At 69.0% G+C, this 24,243-nt stretch carries 19 protein-coding genes; 8 read left to right on the plus strand and 11 right to left on the minus strand.

What is annotated here, in order from left to right; genetic code table 11:
* Nucleotides 1-126: 126 nt before the first annotated feature.
* Nucleotides 127-876 (minus strand): SDR family oxidoreductase, encoded by a 750-nt coding sequence (locus D7V93_RS02255; protein ID WP_120641772.1) that lies wholly within the window; start codon nt 874-876, stop codon nt 127-129.
* A 137-nt stretch (nt 877-1,013) separates the two neighbouring features.
* On the opposite strand from D7V93_RS02255, the gene D7V93_RS02260 reads away from it, so the two are divergent.
* On the plus strand, nt 1,014-1,886 hold the full coding sequence (locus D7V93_RS02260) for a LysR family transcriptional regulator (RefSeq protein ID WP_244237060.1): 873 nt from the start codon (nt 1,014-1,016) through the stop codon (nt 1,884-1,886).
* A gap of 50 nt (nt 1,887-1,936) precedes the next feature.
* On the opposite strand, the gene D7V93_RS02265 is transcribed toward D7V93_RS02260, so the two are convergent.
* Together D7V93_RS02265 and D7V93_RS02270 are read right to left on the minus strand one after the other, a co-directional pair.
* Entirely contained in the window at nt 1,937-2,893 is a 957-nt protein-coding gene (locus D7V93_RS02265) for an alpha/beta hydrolase family protein (RefSeq protein ID WP_120641773.1), read from the minus strand.
* A 172-nt stretch (nt 2,894-3,065) separates the two neighbouring features.
* Nucleotides 3,066-3,848 carry an SDR family NAD(P)-dependent oxidoreductase gene (locus tag D7V93_RS02270; RefSeq protein ID WP_120641774.1) on the minus strand — a complete coding sequence of 261 codons (783 nt, stop codon included), beginning with the start codon at nt 3,846-3,848 and terminating at the stop codon, nt 3,066-3,068.
* Nucleotides 3,849-3,994: 146 nt separating this feature from the next.
* On the opposite strand from D7V93_RS02270, the gene D7V93_RS02275 reads away from it, so the two are divergent.
* The 3 genes from D7V93_RS02275 (at nt 3,995) to D7V93_RS02285 (ending at nt 6,306) form a co-directional block, all read left to right on the plus strand.
* Nucleotides 3,995-4,819 (plus strand): helix-turn-helix domain-containing protein, encoded by an 825-nt coding sequence (locus D7V93_RS02275; RefSeq protein ID WP_244237061.1) that lies wholly within the window; start codon nt 3,995-3,997, stop codon nt 4,817-4,819.
* Nucleotides 4,788-5,648: a flavin monoamine oxidase family protein gene (locus tag D7V93_RS02280; protein ID WP_158623625.1), complete on the plus strand. Its 861-nt coding sequence runs from the start codon at nt 4,788-4,790 to the stop codon at nt 5,646-5,648. The genes D7V93_RS02275 and D7V93_RS02280 overlap by 32 nt, the downstream gene beginning before the upstream one ends.
* Nucleotides 5,649-5,718: 70 nt before the next feature.
* Nucleotides 5,719-6,306, plus strand: a complete 588-nt coding sequence (locus tag D7V93_RS02285) for a hypothetical protein (protein WP_120641776.1) — start codon at nt 5,719-5,721, stop codon at nt 6,304-6,306.
* Between the two features lie 196 nt (nt 6,307-6,502).
* On the opposite strand, the gene D7V93_RS02295 is transcribed toward D7V93_RS02285, so the two are convergent.
* The 5 genes from D7V93_RS02295 to D7V93_RS02315 all read right to left on the minus strand — a co-directional run bounded on the left by D7V93_RS02295 (nt 6,503) and on the right by D7V93_RS02315 (nt 11,808).
* The gene (locus D7V93_RS02295; protein ID WP_120641777.1) at nt 6,503-6,634 is read right to left on the minus strand and encodes a transposase zinc-binding domain-containing protein; all 132 of its coding nucleotides are present in this window, start codon (nt 6,632-6,634) and stop codon (nt 6,503-6,505) included.
* A gap of 300 nt (nt 6,635-6,934) precedes the next feature.
* Entirely contained in the window at nt 6,935-7,744 is an 810-nt protein-coding gene (locus tag D7V93_RS02300) for an endonuclease/exonuclease/phosphatase family protein (protein ID WP_120641778.1), read from the minus strand.
* A gap of 98 nt (nt 7,745-7,842) precedes the next feature.
* Complete coding sequence (locus tag D7V93_RS02305) at nt 7,843-9,675, minus strand: serine hydrolase domain-containing protein (protein WP_120641779.1); 1,833 nt, start codon at nt 9,673-9,675, stop codon at nt 7,843-7,845.
* A gap of 269 nt (nt 9,676-9,944) precedes the next feature.
* Complete coding sequence (locus tag D7V93_RS02310; protein ID WP_120641780.1) at nt 9,945-10,502, minus strand: hypothetical protein; 558 nt, start codon at nt 10,500-10,502, stop codon at nt 9,945-9,947.
* Nucleotides 10,503-10,527: 25 nt separating this feature from the next.
* The gene (locus D7V93_RS02315; protein WP_120641802.1) at nt 10,528-11,808 is read right to left on the minus strand and encodes a type I restriction enzyme HsdR N-terminal domain-containing protein; all 1,281 of its coding nucleotides are present in this window, start codon (nt 11,806-11,808) and stop codon (nt 10,528-10,530) included.
* A gap of 271 nt (nt 11,809-12,079) precedes the next feature.
* Between D7V93_RS02315 and D7V93_RS02320 the strand changes: the two genes are divergently transcribed.
* Nucleotides 12,080-13,228 (plus strand): hypothetical protein, encoded by a 1,149-nt coding sequence (locus tag D7V93_RS02320; protein WP_147451011.1) that lies wholly within the window; start codon nt 12,080-12,082, stop codon nt 13,226-13,228.
* A 12-nt stretch (nt 13,229-13,240) separates the two neighbouring features.
* On the opposite strand, the gene D7V93_RS02325 is transcribed toward D7V93_RS02320, so the two are convergent.
* From D7V93_RS02325 to D7V93_RS02335, 3 genes are all read right to left on the minus strand, one after another.
* Nucleotides 13,241-16,033 (minus strand): amidohydrolase family protein, encoded by a 2,793-nt coding sequence (locus D7V93_RS02325; RefSeq protein ID WP_120641782.1) that lies wholly within the window; start codon nt 16,031-16,033, stop codon nt 13,241-13,243.
* Nucleotides 16,023-18,704: a P-loop NTPase family protein gene (locus tag D7V93_RS02330; protein ID WP_120641783.1), complete on the minus strand. Its 2,682-nt coding sequence runs from the start codon at nt 18,702-18,704 to the stop codon at nt 16,023-16,025. The genes D7V93_RS02325 and D7V93_RS02330 overlap by 11 nt, the downstream gene beginning before the upstream one ends.
* A 78-nt stretch (nt 18,705-18,782) precedes the next feature.
* On the minus strand, nt 18,783-19,922 hold the full coding sequence (locus D7V93_RS02335; RefSeq protein WP_120641784.1) for an esterase/lipase family protein: 1,140 nt from the start codon (nt 19,920-19,922) through the stop codon (nt 18,783-18,785).
* Nucleotides 19,923-20,034: 112 nt separating this feature from the next.
* On the opposite strand from D7V93_RS02335, the gene D7V93_RS02340 reads away from it, so the two are divergent.
* The 3 genes from D7V93_RS02340 to D7V93_RS02350 all read left to right on the plus strand — a co-directional run bounded on the left by D7V93_RS02340 (nt 20,035) and on the right by D7V93_RS02350 (nt 24,195).
* Nucleotides 20,035-20,898, plus strand: coding sequence for a hypothetical protein (locus D7V93_RS02340; protein WP_120641785.1), 864 nt, complete (start codon nt 20,035-20,037; stop codon nt 20,896-20,898).
* 45 nt (nt 20,899-20,943) lie between these two features.
* Nucleotides 20,944-21,843, plus strand: a complete 900-nt coding sequence (locus D7V93_RS02345; RefSeq protein WP_120641786.1) for a hypothetical protein — start codon at nt 20,944-20,946, stop codon at nt 21,841-21,843.
* Nucleotides 21,844-21,924: 81 nt separating this feature from the next.
* Nucleotides 21,925-24,195 carry a hypothetical protein gene (locus tag D7V93_RS02350; protein ID WP_120641787.1) on the plus strand — a complete coding sequence of 757 codons (2,271 nt, stop codon included), beginning with the start codon at nt 21,925-21,927 and terminating at the stop codon, nt 24,193-24,195.
* Nucleotides 24,196-24,243 lie beyond the last annotated feature (48 nt).

The following is a 24,243-nucleotide window of genomic DNA, read 5'->3' on the forward strand; positions in this document are numbered from 1 at the left end:
GGAGGGTACAGAGGGGCCGAGGAGGGCCGCTGACGGGGCCGCCCGAGCGATGCTCCCGGCCGGTGGACATGAAGTTGCCCCGGTTCCGCAGAGCGTTCCGCGCTTTCGCCCTCAAGCGGCAGGCGTTCAGACCATGCCTCCGTTGGCGCGAAGGACCTGGCCGTTGATCCACCCGCCCTCCGGGCCGGCGAGGAAGGCGACGGAAGCGGCGATGTCCTCCGGGGTGCCCAGCCGCTCCAGGGGGTTCAGCTTCGCCATGTGGTCCACCAGCTCCGGGGACTTGCCGTTCATGAAGAGCTCGGTGGCGGTGGGGCCGGGCGCGACGCAGTTGACGGTGATGTTCCGGCCGCGCAGCTCCTTGGAGAGGATGGCGGTCATCGTCTCCACGGCGGCCTTGGTGGCCGCGTAGACGCCGTACGTCTCCAGCTTCAGGCCCAGGACGCTGGTGGAGAAGTTGATGACGCGACCGCCGTCGCGCAGGCGTCGCGCGGCTTCACGCAGGCCGTTGAAGGTGCCCTTGAGGTTGACCGCCACGTGCTGGTCGAACAGCGCGTCGTCGAAGTCCACGAAGCGAACCATCTTCGCGATGCCGGCGTTGTTCACCAGCACGTCCACGCCGCCGAACGCCTGCTCCGCCGCGTCGAACATCCGGGGGAAGGCGGCGGGGTCGGCGACATCCGCCTGGACGCTCAGGGCCCGGCCGCCCGCCGCTTCAATCCGGCGCACCACGGCCTCCGCCGCGTCGTGGCGGCCCGCGTAGTTGACGAGGACGCTGAAGCCGTCGCGCGCGAGCCGCTCCGCCACCGCGGCGCCGATGCCGCGTGAGGCGCCCGTCACGAGGGCCGTCTTCTGCTGCTGGGTCTGGGGGTTCGTCATGGTGTCTTCCTCCGGAGGTTCGCCGTCGCCGTCGCTGGCGTCGGGTGAGGGGAAGATGGACCTTTCTTGCGTGCGGATAATCCGCTTTGTTCCGGCATCACTGTTCGACAGGGCGGATGATGGACCGGTTTGATGCCATGAAGGCCTTCACCCGCATCGTGGAGCGCCGGAGCTTCACCCAGGCCGCGAAGGACCTGGGGCTGCCGCGCTCGTCGGTGACGGACGCGGTGAAGCAGTTGGAGGAGCGGCTGGGCGTGCGCCTGCTCCAGCGCACCACGCGGCACGTGAGTCCCACGCTGGACGGCGAGGCGTACTACCAGCGCTGCCTGGCGCTGCTCGCGGACCTGGAGGAGGCGGACGCGGCGTTCACGGGGGCGCAGCCGAAGGGGCTCTTGCGCGTGGAGGTGCATGGAACCCTGGCGCGCCGGGTCGTGCTGCCCCGGCTGCCGGAGTTCCTGGAGCGCTACCCGGGCATCGAGCTCTACATGAGCGAAGGCGACCGCTTCGTGGACCTGGTGCGCGAGGGCGTCGACTGCGTGCTGCGCGCGGGCGAGCCGCGGGACAGCGACATGGTGGCCCGCCGGGTGGCGCTGCTGGAGGAGGCCACGTGCGCGTCGCCGGCCTACCTGGCGCGGCACGGCGTGCCGGAGAGCATCGAGGCGCTCCAGCGCGGGCACCGCATGGTGGGCTTCCGCTCCTCCCTGACGGGAAGCCTGCTGCCGCTGGAGTTCACGGTGAACGGCGAGGTCCGCCACGTCGTACTGCCCACCACCCTGTCCGTGAACGGCGCGGACACCTTCGTCGCCGCCGCGCATCTGGGCCTGGGCCTCATCCAGGCGCCGCGCTACCGCCTGGAGGAGGACTTCGGGCGCGGCACGCTGGTGCCCGTGCTGCCCCAGTACCCGCCGACGCCCACGCCCGTGTCCCTGATGTACCCGCGCAACCGTCAGCTGTCCCCGCGCGTGAGGGTCTTCATCGACTGGCTGTCGCGGGGCTTCGCCGCGCCTTGAGCCTCAGCGCAGCGGCGCCCATCCGCTTGAGACGGATGGGCCTTCTTCGCCTACTTGGATTCGACCCGTCCGAGCGGGTGGGCTGCGCCAGTCAGCGCGTCTTGCGCTTCCTGCCAGGCGGAGTCTCCGGAGTAGAGCGCGGTGCGGAGATAGGCCCAGGTGAGACGCTGGACGGCAGCCACTCGCTCGGGGTTCTCATCCGTGGTCTCGGCGACGTCGTATCCCGAGACCCCGCCCAGCCCGTGCCCTGCGTCGAACAGGGTGACCAGGGACTTGGGGCCTGGGGCGAGGAGGTATGGATCGGCGTGCCAGTCGGCGCCCGCGACCGTCAGGTGGGGAGAGTCATCCTTGTCGCCGGCGATCACGAGCGCGGGCGTCGTCATCGTGGAGAAGTCGATGGTCGAGAAGAAGGGGTAGTTCTCGGCTGCGAACCTGCTGAGGGCGTCGCCTCTGCCGGGCGCGGCGAGCAGCACGCCCGCCTTGATCCGGGGCTCGGCGAGGTTCACCGCCGTTCCGTCGTGGAGATCCTTGTGCCGCGTGCCAAGCAGCAAGCTCGCGGTGTGCCCGCCCAGCGAGTGCCCGATGACGGCCACCTTGCTTCGGTCCAGGCGCCCGGCGAGCCCAGCGACGGCGCGCTCGATCGCGTCGAGTTGGTCGAGGATGCGCTTCATGTCCCCGGCCCGCGCTCGCCAGTACAGCGGCGCATCGGGGTCACCGGAGTCGAGGACGAGCGTCTTCGAGTCAAGATGGGTGGGCTGGATCACGACGAAGCCGTGTGCCGCCAGGAAGTGGGCGAGTGGGGCGTAGCCATTCAAGGAAGAGAGGTGGTTGGAGCGACCGTGGCCATGCGAGAGCAGGATGATGGGCAGCTCGCTTCCGGTCACGGGCGCGGAGACTCGCACCTGGAGCTCGACGGCGCGGCCGGGAGCTGGCAGCACGACAGGGCTGACCGAGAGGACCGGCGTGGGTGCGCTGCGGGGGTGGGCTGCGGGAGTCGGTTTGTTCATGAGATTGATTTCCTTTCGTGGGCGCGGACCAGGATGCGCGGCGCGCTCTGTGATCACTTCGCGACGCGCGCAGCTGGCCGCGAAGTCCGTGGAGCCGTGGCTGAAGGCGAGGTGGATGGCGCCCTCCGATTCCGCTGCTCCACGCTTCAGGCTGTCTCGGTCCACCGCTGCCTCACCCCGGCTGCTTCTCCAGGTACTCCTGCACGCGCGCGAACACGTTCGGCTGTGTATAGACGTCCCCGCGGCCGCTCAGGGCTGCGTCGCACAGCACATGCGCGACCTCCTCCGCCGACTGCGTCGCGCCGCTGATGACGGCGAGGACCTCAGCGGGAAGCTTTCCGGCATCACCCCCGCGCTGACCCAGGGCGTTGTGGCCGAAGTCGGTCGCGATCCGGCCGGGGTAGACGACGACCACGCGGAGCTGGGGATGTGAGCCCGCCAGCTCGATGCGGAACGCCTCCGAGAGCGACATCATCGCTGCTTTTGCCGCGGCGTAGGCAGCGCGCGGAGGGAGCGGGGTGCGGCCGAGGAGCGACGACACGTTCACGATCGCGCCCGTGCCGCGGGCCTGGAGGTGCGGCGTCACGACCTGCATGCCGTAGAGCACCGACTTCAGGTTGTCGCGGATCATCGCGTCGACGTCGTCGTCGGTGATCTCGAGCAGGGGGCGGCCGATGCCTCGACCCACGTTGTTGATCCAGATGTCGACGCGACCGAACTTCGCGACGGCCTCGTCGAAGATGCGCTGCACGTCGTCGCGCTTCGTCACGTCGGCGACGACGGCGTGGGCCCGGTTCCCACAGCGCCTGGCCACTTCGCCGAGGGGGCTGGCGCGGCGCGCGGCCAGCACGACCGATGCTCCACGTCGCGCGAGCTCCTCGGCGGCGGCGGCTCCGACACCCCCGCTCGCCCCGGTGACAACAACGACGTGGTCTGAAAAGTCTTGGTTGCTCATGCGTTACCTCCACCCCTTTCGTACCTCCCGCCGCCGCCCTCCGATTGGAAGGACCGGACATTTCATCGGTCCTTCCGCGCCGGCTTGAACGGCCGAGGTGGACGCGTGAGAGTACGAGGGTGCCGCTCACGATGGACCCTGCCGCCTTGACGTTCTCGCTTTCCCGCTTCGTCGAGGACGTTCGCGCTGTCGTGCCAGTCGCTGGACACGCACGTCACGAACGGCTGCCCGACGGAAGAACGACGCTTGTCTTTCGAGTGATCGAGGAGGGTCGGAAAGGGGATGTGTGCGTCGCGGGCCCGCGAACGCAGGCGCTGTTCAAGAACGCCCCCGGCATCGCGCGGGCGGTCATCCTTCAGTTCAAGCCAGGCTGGTCGGTGCCGCTGCTGGGCGTGGCAGCGAACGCGCTGACGGACCGGATCGTCCCGTTGGAAGACCTCTGGGGCCGTTCGGGCGGCGACCTCTGCCTCAAACTCCTTGCGGCGCGAAGCCTGTCGGAGGTGCTTGACCGACTCTCCCACGCGATCGCCCTGCGGACCCATCAGACCTTCGAACCGGCCTCGGCACGGCTCGCTCGCCGCGCGGTTCGCTTGTTCGAAGGAGAAGAGGATCGGGTGGAGACCGTGGCGGAGCGGCTTGGAGTCACGGCGCGGCATCTTCGCCGCGCTTTCACGGAGAACGTCGGCATCGGGCCAAAGGATTTCGCGCGGACCGTTCGCCTGCAGCGTGCCGTGCGGATGGCGGCGACCTCGAAGGACTGGGGACGCATCGCAGCGGACGCGGGCTATTACGATCAGGCGCACCTCATTGCCGACTTCCGGGAGCTCGTCGGGCTCACACCGGGCGCCTTCCTGAAGCGCCCGGGGGATGGGGGCCCAGCCGAACGGTTTCACCGCGCCGGTGTCGAACAGGGGGATTCGAGACCGGAGGATGCGCAGCATGTCGCCGACCCCCACCCTTTCCCGCCGTGAAGTCCTTGCCGTCGCCTCCTCCGTCGGGCTCCTCGGGTGCGCGGCGCGATCCCACCTGAAACCCACGGCGCCGGCCAGGAGCGCGGTCGTGCTGGGGGCTGGACTCGCGGGTCTCGTCGCGGCGTTCGAGCTGATGAAGCGCGGCTTCGACGTCCACGTGCTCGAAGCGAACGCTCAGCCCGGAGGACGCATTCGAACGATCCGCGCTCCGTTTCCGGACGGGCTCTGCGTGGAGGCCGGAGCCACCCATGTGGTCGGTGCCCCCGACCTGCTGGCGCTGTTCTCCGAGCTGAACGTCGGCCTGTTCGAGCCGGCTCGGCGCGGGTGGCCGAAACGCGTGCTGTTCAAGCGCGGCCAGCGGTCAGTCGTCAACGCCGGTGAGGCCACTCCCGAGGAGGACCCGCCCCTTCGCGAAGACGAAGCCTCATGGGATTTCAACGGGATGCTCGCGAAGTACTTCGGCACGGTGAAAGACCACGACCCTCGCAACCTCGACGGGTCTGGCCCCGAGTTCTCACGCCTCGATGGACTCACGGCCGAGCAGCTCTTGCTCGAACGGGGTGCCTCCGAAGGCTTCCGCCAGATGGTGGAGCTCTCTTTCTGCCCGAGCGGCAGCTTGAAGACGATGTCTGGGTTGGCCTTGATGCGCGAGGCGCTCAACATCCAGCTGGAGATTGGCTGGGGCAGCGCCAAAAGGGTGGTGGGAGGCGCGGACGACAACCCCAACATCCACTCCCGCTTCTCCCTCCTGCGCCGTTTCGGCTGGGGCCAGGGGCTGCGGCTATGGAAACGCTTCTGCGTGCACTACACGCCCGTGCATGGCAGTTAGCCCAATCAGGCAGAGGTAGACGAGCTTCCCTTGGTGCCCGCTTGGGCTATCCTCAGTCAACGGAGGTCCCATGAAGTTTGCCTACACGCACGCCACTCCTGACCCGGGCTTTGTCGAAGCGGTCGCATTCGCCAACGAGCTCTCCTCCATGGAGGGCTTTTGGCAGGAGATCGCCGAGGCTGAACAGTTCACCTACACAACCGTCACGCCCGCCGCGATCGCGGAGCGGCTGCGCGCTTGCACCGACGTCGTCAACATCCTTCACATCAAGAAGAGGCCAATTACGACGGCGGTCACCGACCCAGGCATGCCCCTCACGATCTACGTCAACACCCGGCGTTTTCATAACCGCAGGGTTCGGGACAAGGTCAACACGCTGGTCCACGAGTTTGTCCATAATGTCGACTTCTTCCGGGATGGCGCGCAGTCAAAGCGCTGGAACTACACTCACTGGGTAAAGGACCATTCTGATCGGCCGAAGACGGCTCCCTACTGGATCGGTAACCTTGCTGAGCGTTGGTGGGAGTTGGCCAACCAGCACGTTCCTGAGGACCAGCGCCGTGCGATCGTGAAGGCTAAGGGGGTGCCGGACTTCGCTGGGGCTGAGGACTTCGGGTGCGAGATCGCACACGTGCCGGAATCGGAGATCGAGCGCTGAAAGGGGCGAACACCGCCCGCAGGAAGAGAGTGAGGACGTCGGAGAGCAGTCCCGCCTCCTCCAGCAGCATCCACCGCACCCGATGCGGAAAGGACAGCGTCCACTGCCGCTAGGGCACGCGCGGCAGCACCTGCTCCACCAGGTGCACCGACGTCACCCGCGCCCGCTTCGCGTTACGGGAGGGGCACACCCCTCGTCACTTGCACGAGAAGGCGACGAGCAGTTCGTCCTTGCAACTCTCGCAGCGCACTCGCGCGAAGCCGTGTGCCAGCACTCCGCATTCCAGGTACCTGGCGAAGTCGCGCTCCACGTACTGGGGCAACTTCATCCAGTCCCTCACGCCTCGCGCATAGAGGGGCTCAGTGCGTCCCTGGCTTCGTCCCCAAAATGTCTTCAAGATTGGCGGGGACTCCGGGTGACAGGTGGGACTGCCGAGAACTCACCCGTGGACTCGCAGTGCCTGGATTCACTCACGATTCTTCGAAGATCGTGTGCCGTCGTGAGTTTAGGGCACCCCTCGTCCATGGGTTCAAGTCCCGTGCTCCTTGCCACTGAAGGGCCCGGAACCGAAAGGTTCCGGCCTTTCGTTTTTCTGCGCCTGGGTTTCTCCTTCGGCGTGCTGCAGCCCTCAGGTGCGCAGCAGCCGTGCGGCGATGGGCAGGTGATCAGAGGGCTCGGTCTCCGACGGCATCGGCGTCTGGTCGTCCAGCTCTGGCAGCCGGAGCGGCTGCGCCTGCAGCGCGCGCGAGTGGAAGAGGAAGTCGATGGCCTTGGCCCTGCCGTTCGCGTTGCAGGTTGGCTGGTGCCGCCCCTCATGGGCATCGAGCAGACCGGCCGCCGAGAATGCTCGGACCAGCGGATCCCCGGGCTGCGCGTTGAAGTCGCCGCACACGACCCACAGGGCCTCCGGGTCCCGCCCGACCAACTCCTCGAGCAATTCGGCCGCCTGTTGCATCCCCTGGTGCTGCTCCACGGGCCTATCCGGCCGGTCCCAGCGCAGGTGCGTGCACGCCACGCGCAGCCGGTCCCCTCCGACGTCGAAGTCCACGACCAGCGCCAGGTGCCCCGAGATGCGCCCGTCCTCCAGCCGGTCCTTGAAGTAGTGGGCCTCGTGGCCAAGGCAACGCTCCAGACGGTGGAACACCGCGCAGCCATCGGGGCGGCCCTGCTGCTTCAGGGCCAGCACGCCTGCGTACCCGTGCGGCTCCAGCGCCTTCTCAAGCGCGGCGAAGCGGTCGGGCTCCACCTCCTGCAGGCAGACGATGTCCGCGTCCAGCCCCACGATCCGGCGGGCCAATGCCTCGTGGCGCCTCTGCGGCTGGAGGATGTCCGCGGGCGTGTGCGGGAACCACTCGGGCTTGACGTAGGCGTCCGCCAGGAGGTTGTACGAGGCAATTCGCAGCTCCACCGCCATCGGCAGGTTCTCCCGGTCCGCCAACTGGATTCATCCCAGGGCCGTCGCAAGCATAGGCGGAAGGGGGGCCTTGTTGAGTGGGCTCGGCGGAAGTCCCCGCGTCCACTCCAGTTCGGACCGCGCTACCACCGCCACAGCGCGAACGAGAACAGACCGAACTTCGCGAGCCAGGTGCTCAGGCACACGACGGACGCGGACCCGAGGAGGCAGCGCCACCGGGCCACGGTCGCGGGCTCCTGCCTCCAGGTGCGCACGCTGAGGACGACGCCGGCCACGCCGAGCGCTGGGAACAGCACGGAGGCCGCCCAGACACCGACCGTCTGCCAGTTCTTGTGCGCGAGCAGGGTCAGCTCGAGGTTCGCCGCGCAGATGACACCCAACACCAATGACAGCAGGGCGAGACACGGCAGGCGGCGCACCCAGCGATTGCGCAGCGAGGTGCGTCGTCCGAAGGGCGTGCTCAGGAGGAGGGCGAGCGACACGAGCACACTCACGAGCGGGAAGACCGCTGCCGCCATCGAGGTGCGCTGCAGGTAGTCGCCTCCCGTCTCCAGTCCCACGGTCGCGCCGTCCCCGTTCCGGACCAGGACCCCGTTGATCACTTCGCCGTAGTCGACATCGGCGAGCAGTCCATCTCCGTGGTGCTTCAGCGTCGCCTGGTAGCCGAACCCCGGCAGGATGGGCTCGAGGGTCAGCGTGTCGGCCTGCACGGTCACCTGGCCTGTACTGAGCAGGTAGGTGGGGAGGCCCAGCAGCGAGATGCGCGGGTTGACGAGGCGGTACCAGCCGTCGACGTCGCCTGTGAGCGGGTGGAGGGTCGGCGCCGATGGCTTCCACTGCGTCTGGTGGGAGATGAAGTCGGCGAGCGGCTCCTCCAGCTTGCGCAGCTCGTTCTCGCTGTTGACCAGCAGCACGTAGCCCATGCCCTGCTCGGCGTGGAAGTGCATGCTCGCCTTCGCGCCCAGGACGCCCCCGGCGTGGCCCTGCCAGAGCGTGGCCCTGACGATGCGGTGGTGCAGCCCCAGCCCCGCGCCGTAGGCCAGCCCCGCCCGGGCGCCCTCTGTCGATTGGACCTGCTTCATGGCGCGGACGGTCTCGGGCCGCAGCACTCCAGGAGCAGAGGCCCCGTCGGTGAGCATGAAGCGGCCCAGCGTGGCCAGGTCCGTCGCCGTGCACCACAGCGCGCCGTCCGCCTGGGTCTGCTCGAAGAACACAGGGGTGCGGTGCATGTCGATGCCGCTGTGGCCGCTGGCGTGGTCGCGCTGCGCGGCCTGCGTGGCGAGGGTGGCGACCTGCGTGATGCCCAGCGGTCCCAGGACCCGTGCCGTGACGATCTCGTCCCAGGGCTTCTGGTAGTGGGCCTCCAGGATCGCGCCGAGCAGCACGTACCCCGGGTTGCTGTAGCTCTCGTGCATGCCGGGCCGCCAGCGCACCGTCAGCGGCTCCGGATGCTGGAGGCTGCTCTCGAGGTGGCGCCCCCGCCGCTCGACGGGGCTGAAGAACGCCTTGGCGTGCATGTCGTCGAAGCCCGCGGTGTGGGTGAGCAGGTGGAGCACGCGGACCGGGTCACTGTCTCCGAACGGGTTCCGGATGGGAGCGTCCGGCAGCAGCTCCGAGACAGGAGTCTGCAGCCCGAAGTGGCCCTGCTCGACCAGCTGCATGATGGCGATCGCCGTCACCGTCTTCGTGACGGAGCCAAGGCGGAAGAGCGTGCCGTCCGTGACGGGGGCCCGGGTTCCGCTGTCGGCCAGCCCGATGACCTCGCTGAGCACGGTGCCCCGGCGGTCGAACACCGCGTAGCTCGCGCCCGGGATGTGGTGCCTGGCAAGCAGCGCGGTCAAGGACTGCCGCAGCTCGGCGGGCGTCGCCGGTCCCGGCCGCGCGGGAGCGGTCGTCGCGAGGGCGAGTGTCGGGACGAGCAGCGCGAAGGCCCACAGCGGGGCAAGGCCCTTCATCGGTTCTCCGGGGGTGCAGGGGAGGGTGCCGAGTGCCCGGATGCCGGAGATGCTCGGTCGGCGCTGACTACGGCGCAGCCCCAGGACCATTTCGCGGTGCCGCGCGAAAAGCTCGAACGATGGGCGCGGGCACGGCCCACACCGCAGGGGCCATTCGAAGGTCACTGGCGAGCGAGCCCGCTGCGCACGACGAGTTTTCAGGGAGGCGTCCCACTCGGCCAGGAGCTCCTGCCTGCTCTCTGGACCGGGTGGGCATCGCGCCTCATTTTCTAGCTGGAACTGCTCAACGCCCTGCTGGAGCCCAGCCGCTCCCATGCGATGTGCTCAGCGATGGCGCCGATGGCATATGCGACGTCATTCTCGTCGCCATTGGCATCCTCATGCTCGTAGCCAACGACATGCATCCACTCATGAAGCCAGTGCCCCACGCCGGAGGCCACGTCGTCGTGAGCGACCCAATTGTTGATGTGATAGAGATTCGTATGGATGACCGGGCCGCCAAGGTTGGTGGAGCCTACGGTCTTCTTGTTCAAGACCCGAATGGGTCGGAATCCGTAATAGAACGCGCGGAGGTTGATCCGAAGATCGATCTCATGGTCTGCGTCCGTCCCCAACTCCCGACCCTCGAACAGATACCGCATGAGGGCATCCTTCGAGTGGTCGGTGCCGTGATGGTGGATGTAGCTGAACTTCTGCTGTGCGACCGCATCGCGGAAGCCTTGCGTGTTCACGACCTCCTCCATCAACTGGATGGCGCGCTGAACGAACGCTTTCGTTTTCTCGCCGGCATTGGTCAGCTCGTGCAGCGTGACTTTGAGCGGAGTCATTCCATTCTCCTTGAGCGTTGTGGGCCTACTGGCTGGAGACCACCTTGAGCGTGGTCCTGGGGTCCTCGCCCGAGAGGACCTCGTCCTTGACCGTGAGGGACAGCTCCAGGCTCCGGGCCACCAGCGCCTTGAGCGCCCACACCTGGGGGATCGTCTCGATGTAGACCCGGCTCAGCCCGAAGGCAGCGGGGGCCGCCTCGACCTCGAATCCCGCCGCGAGCGTTTTCGCCTCCTCGACCGGGATCCAGGTGACGATGCTCTTGCGCTTGCCGTTGCCGAAGAACCGCACGAACCACTTCGTGGGTCTCTTGAAGGACACGTTGAAGTAGTTCGAGGTGTCCCGGTAGAGGATGTCGTCCGCCGGGTGGCCATTCTTGCCGCAGATGTCCCGGACGACCGCGAAGAACGCCAGCTCCTCCTCAGTGGTCTCGACCGTGGCTCGACCCTTGTCATCACCTGGAGCGCGAGGCTCCGTTTCAAAGGGCCTGGCGGAGTCCGCCTTCACCACGTTGGGCCCTTCCACGGCGGCGGGCGGCTCCGTGCCCTCGTTCAGGCGCTGGATGCGTTCCTTGAGCTTGTTCAGGAAGTCATCGCCCATCACCCGGAGCAGGGTGGGTTCGATGGCCTCCTTGGCGACCTCCGCGAGGCGCTCCATCACCGCCGTCGTCCGCTTCCCCTTGTAGATGTCCTCGGTGAGCCACTTGAGGAAGCCTTCATTCTCGCCGGGCGCCTTCAGAACCGCCGAGAGCTTGTCGATCATGCTCTGGCGGTACCGGCTGTTCTCCGCGTCTGTGATGAGCGTCGTCGCGTTGAAGGACTCACGGCTGAACTTGGACAGGAACTTCGCGACCTTCGCCCAGTCGGCCTTCGAGTCCTCCAGGGAGAACGTGAAGAAGGGCTCCGGATCCATGACGTTGGGGTTCTCCAGATCTCCGAAGAAGAGATAGTGGCACCCATCCGTGATGATGCCGAAGTGGAGCTCCGGGAGCTGGGACAGGTAGCGCGCCAGCTGCTGGGCGCGTGACTTGAGGTCCGTGCCCAAGGGCTTGGTCTCGATGACGATGAGCGGCTTCGCGCCGGTCTGGTCGAAGATGGCGAAGTCCATCCGGTCCGGGAGCTTCTTCCCGTCGCCCTGGACGAAATCCGCCGCGTACTCCAGACGCACCTCGCGCGGGAAACCGGGGTCGTAGCCGAGCAGCTTGATGAAGGGGACCACCAGCGCGAGCTTGGCCGTCTCCTCGTTGGTGATGAACGACTTGGAATCCTGATAGCGCTTCACCAGCTCCAGCAGTTGATTCGCGTCCATGGTGTTCCCCCCCTGCAATCCGCCGAACCTGGGATTTGAAATCCCTGGCGACGTCCATGACTACAGTGCGTTTGTCCGCCCTTGTCCATCCCACCACGGCGCACGCAAGGGGTTGAGCGTGGAGGTCATCGCGGACCTGGAACCCGGCGATACCTCCTCGGGAGTATGTCATTTCACTGGCAAGGAGGACCTGCGTGCGGTGGACCAGGCGGTGGGCGCCCGGGAGCCCTGGCGGATTGGCATTCCTGCGTGCCATGCCCATGTGTCTTCCATGGCGGCCTCTGACACCCTGCCTCCCGAGAACCCTCCGCCCGCGATCCTGGACCTCGTCGGCTTCCGCCGCCGGTCGAGCAGGTACGGCTCGGCCACCCAGCTGCTCTGGAACAGGCTGGAGAACGACGCCTCGCTCTGCGAGCTGTGTTGGATCCGCAAGGATTTGACGGCCGAGGACCGGGTCATCCTGGAACAGTGCAATCAGAGGCTGGGGGTGGCCCGGCGCTGCCTCGACAAGCAGCTCTGGCGTTGGTCCTTCTCCTTCTGGCAGATCATCCACGAGGTCGACGGCCTGCTGCTGCTGGTCATGCCCCGGCACATGCTGCTGCCCCATGCCCTGGAGATTCAGCAGCAGTTCGAACGGAGGGTGACGGACTCCGCCCAGAAGACACTCTGGCTGGGCGCGGATCGGACCTCGGGGCCCCTGCCCCAGTGCGTCCGTGTGCTCCGCGGGGAGGCGCTCCTCTCCAGCGATCCTGAAGCCTCCCTGCCTGAAGCGGAGCGCCTGGCGCGGTGCCGCCATGTGCTCTGGGGCGCGCAGGGGGTCATCAACGATCGCGTGGACAAGACCTTCTGGCAGCTCTCCATCAATGTCTCCATCCAGGTCCTCAGCACCCTGCTGCTCATCACGCTCTCCCTCATCGCGTTGCTGGGCTTCAATCGCTCCCTGGTCACGACCTGGCCTGGAGAGCTCGTTCCCCAGGGGCTGCTCCTGTTCAGCCTCGTGGGCGCCGCCGGCGCCGTGGTGTCCAACATGCTCTCCAAGGAGCGCTTCGTCGTCGCGACCGGGGCGACGAGCCGCTTCTTCGCCTATCACCTGCTGGTCAAGCCCGCCGTTGGCGCCTTCGCGGCCCTCACGCTCCTCTTCGTCGAGCAGTCCAACCTGCTGCTCTCGGTGATTCCTCGCGACCCCGTGAGCGCCGCCGGCTCCAACCCGGCCCTCCTGAACATCGTCGTGCGGGACTGGCGCGCCGTCTTCTTCACCCTGGCGGCCCTGTCAGTGGCCGCGGGGTACTCCGCCGACAGGTTCCTGAGCTCCATCATGAACAACGTGCTCAGCAGGCTGCTCGGGCAGTCGGAGAAGCTGCTGCCTTCCAGCGCTCCCCCGGAGGCCGGCGCCGCCTCCCGGCGCGCGGAGCCGAAGTAGGCGACAGCCGCCTCACGCCGGGGCTTTGCCGCGGGCCCGGCGGTGCGCCGCGGGCCGCCTCGCGTAGGCCCCCAGCGCGTCCATCAGCTCCTCCGACATGCGCTCCGCGCTGGGATGCCAGGGCGTGGTGAAGCGCGCGTCCATGCTCGTCTGCCGGATGGTGGACAGCCACTCGTGCACCACGCGTTCGGAGTAGCCCGCGCTCCGCGCCGCCTCGTGCAGCAGGGAGTACTCCCGGAGGAGGAAGGTGGAGAAGGTGATGGGGTCGTCCGCGCCCACCGCGATGGGCACCGGCGGCGGTGCTCCCTCCTCCGCGCGAGGCGGAAGCAGCCGCAGGATGGGGTGGTTGCGCAGGTCCAGCAGGTTGCCGATGAGCAGGTTGCTGGAGGGATTCACCTCCACGACTGTGCCCCGCGCTCCCACGTACCGGCGCAGCGCGTCCTGCGCCGACCGCAGCGCGGCCACCTCCGCGCCATCCAGGGGGATGTCCACCAGCTGCTGCCCGCGCCGGAACACGCGCTCGTCCTCCCGGTACGCCTCGATGAGCTCCTGGACGCGCCGGGGGTTGCGCACCCGGATCCAGTCCAGCCGGCGGGAAGCCCGGCTGAAGGCGTCCAGCCCCACGCCCACCGCATCCTGTGCCAGGGGCGGACACCAGAGGTTGTGCAGCACGTGGTGGGCCTCGGCCAGCACGTGTGGCGCGACACACCTGCCAAACACACCCTCGGACAGCTCGCGGATGAGGTTCTCCACCTGCTCAGGCCGTCCCGGTGGGGCCTCCGCGTTCAAGCCCGAGGGCAGCCGGTAGCTGCCGTACAGCCGCCACTCGAAGACCAGGTCCCACAGCCGCTCCTCGGCCGGCATCATCACCGCGCCCACGGACTCCGCCCACGTCCCGGGCTCCACGCCCAGCGAGGTGGCGTGTCCCAGCCGCCCGCCCCAGTGGTCCAGCAGGTAGTGCAGGCATTCGTAGATGCGGCGCAGCCCCTCCATGAGGTGCCGGTAGTCCTCGCCCACGTGGCCCGTCAGCCGCAGGGGTGGGGCGCCCCGGGCCGCCGGCCGGGCCGCGGCGCGGGCGGCCTCCCACCGCACGTAGCGGTACAGCGGCGCCAGCACCCACGTGGGCACGCTCAGCTCGTCCGACGCGACGTCCAGCCCCCGCACCAGCCAGAGCGACAGCGGCACCGCCCGCAGCAGCTCCACCAGCGCTTCCACCTGCGTCGACTGCGAGACGAAGTAGTCCGCGTAGCGGCCTCCCAGCCGGATCAGGCCCTCCGGAGCCGGCTCCGCGTACGTCCCCATGGCATGCGCGGGCGGCAGCCCCTCCCTCCAGTGGCGCTTGGGGTCGCGCGCCTTGAGCAGGTGCAGCACCAGGCCGAACTCCGGCTGGCGCCCGTCGCCCGTGCCCCTCCCCACGCGCTCCAGCACGCGCCGCCACGAGCGCGTCAGCCCCCACAGCTCCTCCGCCATGAGGATGGAGTCGTTCATGAGGCGGGTGCGCACCTCCAGGGCGGCGATGGGCTGCTCGCCCCCCGCCACCGAATAGGAGACCTCGGCGCGCACGGCGTGCAGGGGCCGCTTCATCGCGCCCAGGCGGTCGTAGAAGCGGATGAACCACTGGAGGCCCGCGGTCAGGGGCCGCTGCACGTAGGTGCGGTAGCTCAAGCAGCGCACCCGTTGGACCTGCCAGAAGAGGCGGTTGAAGTGCGGGTCCGGCGTTCCGGCCTCTTCCTGCTGCCGCATCCGCCGCAGCCCGAAGCGCACCAGCCAGCGCTCCCCCGCGTTGGGCGCGTGCAGCCCCATCCGCAGGGCGATGGGGTCGCACCGTCGCCACACCTCCTCGAGGGTCTCGGGGAGCTCGGCGCCGCCGCGGGCCGCCAGCGGGTGGAGGTCCCCGTAGAGCTCGCGCAACTCGTCCAGCTCCGGCAGGACCTCGAGGCGGGCGCGCGAGAGCGCCTCCAGCGTCCGCGCGAGCACCCGGCGGCGCTGGGGCATCCAGACGGAGGACTCCCGCAGGCCCTGCACGAAGTCCAACAGGGGGCGCCTCCCATCTCGCAGGATGACCTCCGCCAGGACGCATCGGGCCACCGCGGCCGCCAGCAGCCAGCGAAGCATCGTCTCGCCGTCCCCGAAGAGGAGCCCCGGCCCCGACAGCAGGCGCGCATCCAGGGCCGGATCCGCGATGGCGGTCAGCAGCGAGGCCCACAGCAGCGGGAAGTCCATGCCCGCGTTGACGTGGTGGTGCACCTCCGTGACGCCCCGGTCCAGCAGGTGGCGCATCAGCAGGGGCGGTTCGATGTCCACCCGCGTGGGCGGCGGCTCCACCGGCACCGCCGACATCAACAGGTCCTCCGGCATGGCGAAGGTGAGCCAGCGGTAGTGCGTGAGCGCGTCCACCGACCCGGCCTCCGTGTCCTGGGCGACGACGGTGACCCCTGGCCGGCGCTCCAGGTGGGTGTCCGCCAGGTGCAGGAGGTAGCCGGCCATGGACACCCGCCGCGGCGGATCCCTCTGGCCGCGGATGTGCCGGCGCGAGTCGAACCAGAACACGTCCCGCACCGCGATGAGGCGGTCCAGCGACCAGCCGCTGGCGTGCTCCGACAGGGTCTTCTCGCAGTCGCGCCACAGCGCCCGCGTGGCGCCCGCGTCCGGCCCTTCCAGCGAGGGCACCAGCTCCGTCAGCGCCTCCTGGAAGGCCCGGAGGCTGGTCAGCGGGAAGCTGGCCACCTCGGCGCGCACGTAGGCCTCCGGCACGCGGCGGGGGGCGATGTTGCCCTGGGCATTGCGCGGTCCGTCAGTGGTCATGGCTGGCGCCACCCTGGAGGTGCTCCAGGGGGTCGCCCTCCCGGTCCACGGCCTGGAACCACGTCCGCACCACGGCGTCGAGCCAGTCGTAGTACAGGCCCGTGTCCCGGCCCTCGTCCTTCCCAAGGTGGCGGCGGAGCGCCTCGGACGCGCCGGAGCGCCCCACCGCGGCGCGCACCATCTGTTCACGGAGCCGCGTCCGCCGGGGCCCATGGTGGCTCCAGTACGCCACCAGCTCGTCCCAGGCCTTGTTCGCTCCCGCGTCCCCCGACGGCCAGTGCAGCAGCTCGCTGGGGGCGGGGGCCGGCGCGAACTCCGGCCGCACCAGCAGGGGCAGCGCGTTCTGGAGCCACACCCGGGCCGTCCACAGCCGGTCGGACCCCACGCTGTAGGTCCGGATGTCCTCCAAGAGCTTCGCCACCGTGTCGCGCACCCGCTGCTCGTAGGGCGCCAGCACGGTGGCGCGCCCCCTTGCCTGGACCACCGACTCCATCCCCTGGTGCGCGTCGCCCCAGTCCCATCCGCCCAGCTCCCGGCCCGACACCGAGCAGATGTTCTCCACCCAGGCCGCCAGGATGAAGCGGTGGTGGGCGCTGACCTTCAGGCGCGAGTCCCGCATGTTGTCGACCTTGAAGAACCCGTCCGCCGTCCTCTTCAGGAACGCCTTCCACTGCGCGGTGAAGATGGCGAACTCGACGAAGGTCTTCCAGGTGGGAAGGCTCCACCAGCACTCGAGTTGGACGAGCGGCTCGGGGTGCGCGGTGGAGTCCACCCACAGCTCGTGCATCGTCACGACCAGCTCGGGGCTCATCTCGAAGGGCGTCACGTCCGGGTTCAGCACCCGGGGCGGCTCGAAGAGCATCAGCACGTCGTGCAGCAGCATGAGCCAGCCGGCCACGTTGCCGGGCAGGGGCACGCTGGGGCCCTCCCGGTCCACGTCACCCAGCATCAGCACCACGTCGTGGAAGTGCCGCAGGTGCAGCTCGCTGATGAGCACCCGTTCGTTCGCCTCCGCGCCGCCGTTGCCCTCCCGCTCCGGTCGCGGCCACTCCAGGACGTCCGACAGGGTGGTCCGCTTGGAGCGGCGCACCGGCTTGCCCGTCAGGTCCAGGAAGATGAGCCCCTGGTCGTCATACCGGAGGATCCGGTTGAGCAACTGCTGGCTCGCCCAGGCCGGCAGATCGCTTTCATCAATGGCGTTGCGCAGCATCTCCGTGGCCACCCGGACGGTCTGCTCCCCCTCCGAGACGGCGGCCTCCTCGGAGGAGGCGTGGGTGCCCTGGAGCTCGCGCCGGGCGGCGTGCCAGAGGTCCTGCAGGGTGCGCGCCGGCAGGCTGAGGGCGAGCTTGCCCGCGTGGGTGAGGATGACCTTGCGCTGGGGCGCGTCCCGCCCCTGCCGCAGGGCCTCGCGGTAGGTCGTCTTCACCGCGTCGGAGAGCCGGGGCTCCAGGTTGAGGAGGTCCGCGAAGGAGGCCAGCACCTGCGTCCTCTCCCGCTTCGGGGGCAAGGGCAGCCGGAGCTGCTCCAGGAGACTGCCCAGCGTCAGCCGTGCGTCCTCCGGTTCCACCCCCTGGGGGCAGAAGTCCCACGCCTTGTAGGGATCCACGGGCCCCAGGTCGATGCGGTAGCTGGGCGGCAGCGCGCGGCGCAGGGTGGTGGCCGACTGGCGCCGGGCGATGGAGAGCGTCTCGTCCTGGCCCGCGGTCCCGATGCCCGCCTGCCCGGAGAGGATGAGCTCCTTCTGGAAGGAGCGCTCCATGAAGAGCTGGAACTCCTGGTGGCCCGCGGCCAGCACGAACCAGAGCCGGGGGCTGGCCACCATGCGGGTGAGCTTCACGATGTTGTGGAGGTGTTCGATGCTGCGGTCCACGTTGTCGATGGGCAGGACGAGGATGACCTGCTCGCCCTGGGCGGTGCCGAAGCGGGGCAGGGACAGCGTCTTCGCCACATCCTCCATGGCCCGCGTGAAGCGCGGCTGGAAGGTGGCGTAGATCTCCGCGGCCTTGATCTGCTGCTCCGCGCGCGCTCGCGTGTCGAGCGTCGACGCGCTGTCCTCCCACATGAACGAGGCATCCCGGATGAGGTGATCCAGCTTTCCCCAGGCCTCTTCCGCGCTCTCCTCGAGGATGGAGGAGGACCACCTGCCGTGCCCGGTGCTCGGGGACGTGTCCTCCTGGGGCGCGTCCAGGGCGGCGCGCACGCGCACCAGCAGGGTGGCCAGGAGGTTGGCCCCCGGGGGAACCGGTTCCAGGTCGAGCGGCTCCAGCCACACGACGCGCCCCTCGATGCGTTCGAGTGTCGTGCCCAGGTCCCGCCGCATCGCCTCCCTCCCCGACGCCAGCGCCTCGCGGGTCCCTGCCTCCAGGTGCCCTCCCGGCTTCAGCCCGAGGAAGGCCCTCCAGTTGCGCAAGGCCTGGACGGCGCTGAGCAGGACGGTGGTCTTCCCCGAGCCCCGTGGGCCGGAGATGAGCAGGCTGGTGGAGAGGTGCTCGTCCCGGCTCCCCCTCATGTCCAGGCTGCTTCCGCAAGCGGCCTCCAGCCAGGACAGCAACTCGTACAGCCCCCGCTGCGTGGGCTCCAGCAGGTCGTCCCAGGGGAAGGCCCTGGCTTCGGGAAAGGGCGTGGGCACGTAGTGGCGCGTCTCGTCCGTGCGGCCCGGTTTCGTGTCCATGGAAGAGGATAGGGAGCCAGGGCCGGGACGCGCATCACCCTGGAGGCGGCTCGCAGGTCCGCCCTGGCGCGTACCCGGTCAGGCGGGGGGCCTGCCCACCGTGAAGTCGAGCACCCGCTCCCAGACCGCGTGGAAGTCCTTCTCCTGGAAGCGGGAGCCTGACTTCAGCCAGCTGATGTATTTCTCGGGCTCGTCGAAGTGGCCCAGGACGTCCAGGTGGTCGGCTTTCGCGACGTGGACCATCTGTCCCCAGACCTGCGAGCGGCTGGGGACGATGCCGTCGCTCCACGACTCGAACTTCCCGCCGAAGGCGTCCTGGAGGGCCTGGGTCTGCGCCGGCGTGCGCTCGGGAATCCTCAGCTCCGCGGAGAGGGGCGCGCTCCTGCCATACAGGAAGCAGAAGATGGCGTAGAGGAACGAGTCCGGCGGCAACAGCATGCGGGGGGACAGGCGGCGGAGCAGGCTGGGCGGCGGCGCGCCCGTGACGACGCTGCCGTAGCGCACGCCCTCCCGGTCCGCTGTGTTCGCGTTGAAGGCCTGCGCGCTGACCGGCATGAGGTCGCGGATCAACGTCTGGTCTTCTCCCACCTGGCTGAAGAACCGGATGAGCTCCTCGCGCTCGCTGTCGGAGAGGTCCGCCGTCAGCCGGGCGATCTGATTGAAGAGGTTGGGCGGGAGCTCCGCCCGCTCGCCCAGCAGGACGAGCCGGTAGCACGCCTGGAGCGCGGCGGCCCTGAAGGGCATCGCCTCGCGGTGCAGGGTGAGGAAGGTGAAGAGCCACAGGTAGCGCAGCAGCGTCTTGCCCAGGTCGCCCTGGTGGAAGAAGGTCGCCAGCGGTGTGCCGTGATGCGGGGTGGCGATCGTCACCACCGAGCGCACGCGCTTCACGAAGGCCGGAGCCTCCTGGGCCATGCGCGGTGAGACGACGCTCCGCGCATCCAGCCCGCCCGTGGAGTGCCCGACGAGGTGGAGCGCCGCGTCGTCCTCGTTCGCGGTCCGGGCCATCTCCCGGAACACGTCGCGCGCCCGCGCCTCGAGCCCGGAGGTGGGGGAGGAGGCCACGGCATGCACCTGTGCGTCGATGCCGCGCTCCTTGAGCCGCTGCTGGAGCAACCCGGGGACGTGCTGGAAGTAGGCGATGCGCTCCGTTTCCTTGTCACCCATCTGGGTGAAGCCGAAGAAACCGGGGACCAGATAGACGCGGTGCCTTGTGGCCATGGGGCAAGTCTAGCGTCTGGGGAAAACGTCGAAGGGGGTGAGGAGGAATGGGCCCGGGCTCCGTTGAGGACAGAACCCATACCCAGACCCCAGGCGGGGGGAGACCAGGACCATGAGACTCCGGAAGCAAACGAAGCAGTGGACGGGCGCGGCGCTCGCGGGGGCACTGCTGCTGCCAGCGGCGGCGCTGGCGAACGAGGCGCACGTCTATGGCATCGCCAGCTTTGGCGGCGCGGGGCAGTGCAATGCCGACTCGCACTCCGTGCACACGAAGACGGCGCAGGTGGTGGCGGACTACTTCACCGCGCTCAAGAGCGCCGGACAATGGACCGACGTGCGCACGCTCAACAACGCGAGCGCGCGCACGGACCTCTGGACCGACGCGGCGAAGGGGGCGGCGGTGGACGCGAAGGACACCCAGCTCAACGCGGGCGTGGACGACGCGGACGTCCTCTTCGTGCACACCCATGGTGGACACAACGAGACGTACAACCGGAGCTGGTTGGTGATGGGGAGCAACGTGGACTCGTGTGAAGCCATCACGGACGTCCACATGCGCCTGGGCAACGGGAAGCTGGACATCGCCGTCGTGAAGGCCTGCCAGTCCGGCAACATCGAGGTCTGGGAGCAGGGCGGCTACAAGCAGCTCGTGACGAGCAGCAGTGGCTTCAGCGTCTGGAATGCCTTCCACGGCGACTCGTCGTGCGGCAACTTCGTCAAGCGCTACCTGGACAGCTACACGGCGAACTCGAAGAACGACGGCGTGGGCGAGAACTGGATCGACGAGGCCTACGACTGGGGCGTCTTCAAGGACGACTGCCCGGTGTCCATCGTCTTCGGTGAGACCAAGGCGCTGCGCAAGTCCATGTTCGAGGCCGGTGGCTGGAAGGACCGGAAGAACACCGGCAGCAAGACCGGCTCCACCTACTTCTTCGTGGGGGGCTGCAACCCCGACAGCGGCCGCAGTCTGCCCTGAGCCCAGCCGCTCCCCACACCACCGAACCCCAGAGAAAGAAACGCCATGAAGACACCCTTCCTCCGACTCCTGACCGCCCTCCCGCTTACCGTCGCCATCGGCTGCGACAGTGGGCCGCCTCCCGCCCCCGTGGACAATGCCACGCAGCTCGAGCGCGCCGCGAAGGCGATGGCCACCGGCTTCACCTTCGACTCCACTGCGATTGCCACGCCTCCCACCGGGCCGCTGCCCACCGAGCTGCTCCCGCGCACCGCGTTCGACCCCGCGGTGCTGCAGGGTGCGCTGATCGGGACGACCGAACGCTTCACCCTGGTGGGAGGGGCGGGGATCCGCCGCGACCTGGAGTCCGCGTCCTGGAAGCTCGAGGCCGACCCCAGCGCCGGTCGTGTGCTGGTGCTGAGCAAGACCGAGAGCGGCCCGGCGACGACGCAGGAGCCCGCGCTGTTGCAGCGCAATGCCATCGCCCGGCTCCAGCGCTGGGGCATCCCCACGGCGGAGCTGGGGCCGGTGCGGCAGGTGCAGTCCTTCCACCAGAGCGAGGAGGGTGGCACCGTCGGGACCCCTGAGCTGCACCGCCACAAGACCTTCGTGCTGCGCGCGATCAATGGCATTCGCGTGGAGGGCCACCGCGCGGTGGTGACGCACGGGGTGGATGGCGGCTTCCAGCGGGCGCTGGTCAACTGGCCGCCGCTGGCCCGTCAGGGCCACCTGCTGCGCACGCGGCTGACCACGGCGGAGATCGAGCAGCGCGCCCGCGAGGCGCTGCTGGCCGAGGGCGAGACGGCGGGGCCCGTGCGCCTCTTCTGGAAGTACGTGCCCACGCAGCTCAGCACCGGAGAGCAGGCGTTGACGCTCCAGGTGAGCGCCGCGATGCCCTCGCTCACCGGCGAGAGCAGCACCGAGGAGCCGCGCGTGATCGACGTGGACGTGAGCGCCGTACCGTAAGGCCCTTGCCGGGGCCCTGCCTTGACGGTGGGGCCCTGGCGTCTGGAACGCGCTGGCTTGTGGGTTAGGCTGTGAAGCCTCATGGTCAAGATCACCCGCTCACCCGCCCCGAAGCTCTCACAGGTCTCGAAGGTGGACGTGCCTGTCACGAAGGCGCCTGCCGTGGCGACGCCTTCGCGCGCCCCCAGCTCCGCCTCGTCGATGGCCGCTCCGGTCGCGGCGGGCACGAAGGCGCCCGCGCAGCAGAAGGTGGAGCAGCAGGTGGCCGCGCTCGCGGAAGGACCGACCCGACAGGCCTTGTTGCAGATGCTCTCCGGCGCGCTACCAGCCCCTGTCGTCGGCCTCGCGACCCAGGCCATCGCCGGGTTCAGCCCCGCGCAGCAGAAGGAGCTGTCGACCCTGCTGTCGAAGGCGGGCGTCAGTGCCAAGGCTTCACCCCGCGCCGACGCGGGCGCCGAGCGCGCCTTCCTCTTCAAGGCCATCGCCAGCGGCGCGCAAGGGGCGACGCTCAAGCGCCTGGCCGAACAGATTCGCGGGCGTCCGCCCACCAACCAGGCCTTCTCCTTCAACCCGATGTCCGCGATGGCCTCGAAGCGCGCGGCCCCGGCCAGCCCCGCGGAGGCCGCCGCGGCGAAGCTGAAGGCCGCGATGGATGACATCTGGGGCACCGACGAGGCCGCCGTCCACGCGGCCCTGGAGGGCGTGGACCCCGCCCTGCTGACGCAGGTGGCGGAACGCTACGAGAAGCTGACCAGCACCCCGCTGCGCGAAGCGCTCAACCTGGAGCTTGAAGGGCCAGACCTGCAGCGCGCGCTCGCGGCGCTCGGGCGAGCGGTGTCGGCCGCCCCCACCGCGCCGGTGCAGGCCCCGGTGAAGGCCGCGAAGGCCGCGGCGGTCGCCAGTACGCCGGCCCCCGACATCCAGAAGAACCTCGACGCCCTCCAGGTGTCGTCCCGGGACGAGGGCGTCATCAAGCGCGGCAACGCCGTGGAGCTCAATGACATCATCCCCATCAACGTCGCGCAGTGGGATCCGCCCAAGGCGCACATCTACGCCCCGCTGAAGAAGGCGGTGGAGGCGCGCAACAAAGCGCAGGAGGCCCTCGCCAAGGCGACCACCGAGCCCGCGAAGAAGGCAGCGCAGGCGAAGATCGACGCCGCCGACCAGCAGATCACCTCCCAGGGCGAGAAGCTCAAGGCGTGGATGAAGGAACACCTCGCCACGAACCCGTCGCTCATGAAGGCCAACGAGGCCGTGAAGCTCGCAGGGGCGCAGGTCGCCGCGCTGGAGAAGAAGCACGCGAAGGCGAAGGTGCCGACGGATGCGAAGGCCGCGGAGACGCTCAAGCAGTCCCAGAAGGACGAACTGGACGCGGCCAGGGCGAAGCTCACCCAGGCCCAGACCCACCAGCAGACGGTGAAGGACGGCCTGCTCACCCGCATCGCCGGCTACACGCCCATGGTGGACGTGCAGCAGACCCGCACGGACGTCACGGTGGATGGAACGACCGTGCGCATGCGGGATGGCCGTGAGACGGCGTACACGAACTCGTGGAAGGCGGTGGATGGCGGCGCCACCTCAGGGGACGCGGCCGCCAACGTCGACACCCAACTGGAGAAGAGTGGCATCAGCGAGGACCGACAGAAGATCCTCGCGTCCATCTCCGGCCTGGAGGGAACCTTCAGCAAGGTCAACACCTGGGACACCGGCCGGGTGTCGTGGGGCTTCGCCCAGTGGACGCTCGGCAAGAGCGGCAACGGCACGCTGGCGGAGTTCATGCGGGACCTGAAGAAGACCGACCCGGCGCAATACGAGAAGAGCTTCGGCAAGTACGGGATCGACATCGACGCCAAGGGCGTGGTGCTCACCCGCGGGGATGGCACCGTCCTCAGGGGGGTGGATGCCGCCGAGGAGATCCGCACCGACGTGAAGCTGTCGGCGGTCTTCATGGCCGCGGGCGCTGACCCGGCGATGCAGCAGGCGCAGGTCCGTTTCGCCAGCGCGGGGAAGATCTCCGGCGCCCGCAACCGCTCGGTGTCGGTGGTGGGCAAGGACGCCGAGGGTCAACCCGTGAAGGCGAAGCTCCAGCTCAAGGACGTCATCACCAGCGAGTATGCCAACGCCATCCTGAGCGACCTGGAGGTCAACGCGGGCTCGGGTGGAAGGGTCGCCGAAGCCGCGCTCAAGAAGTACGTGAAGGACAAGGGCGTCGACCCCGCCAAGGTGGAGGAGTGGGGCCCGGACGCCCAGAAGGTCGTCCTCGCCGCGCTCGAGCATGCCTCGCGTTCGGAGCGGCTGACGCACCATGGGAAGGCGGGCTTCAGCAAGGAGCCGGACACGTTCGTTGACTGAAGGCGGGACGTCCGGCGGGCGGACATGACATCGCCCCCGGTCGACAGC

It is taken from the genome of Corallococcus llansteffanensis (genome assembly GCF_003612055.1).
Lineage (GTDB): Bacteria > Myxococcota > Myxococcia > Myxococcales > Myxococcaceae > Corallococcus > Corallococcus llansteffanensis.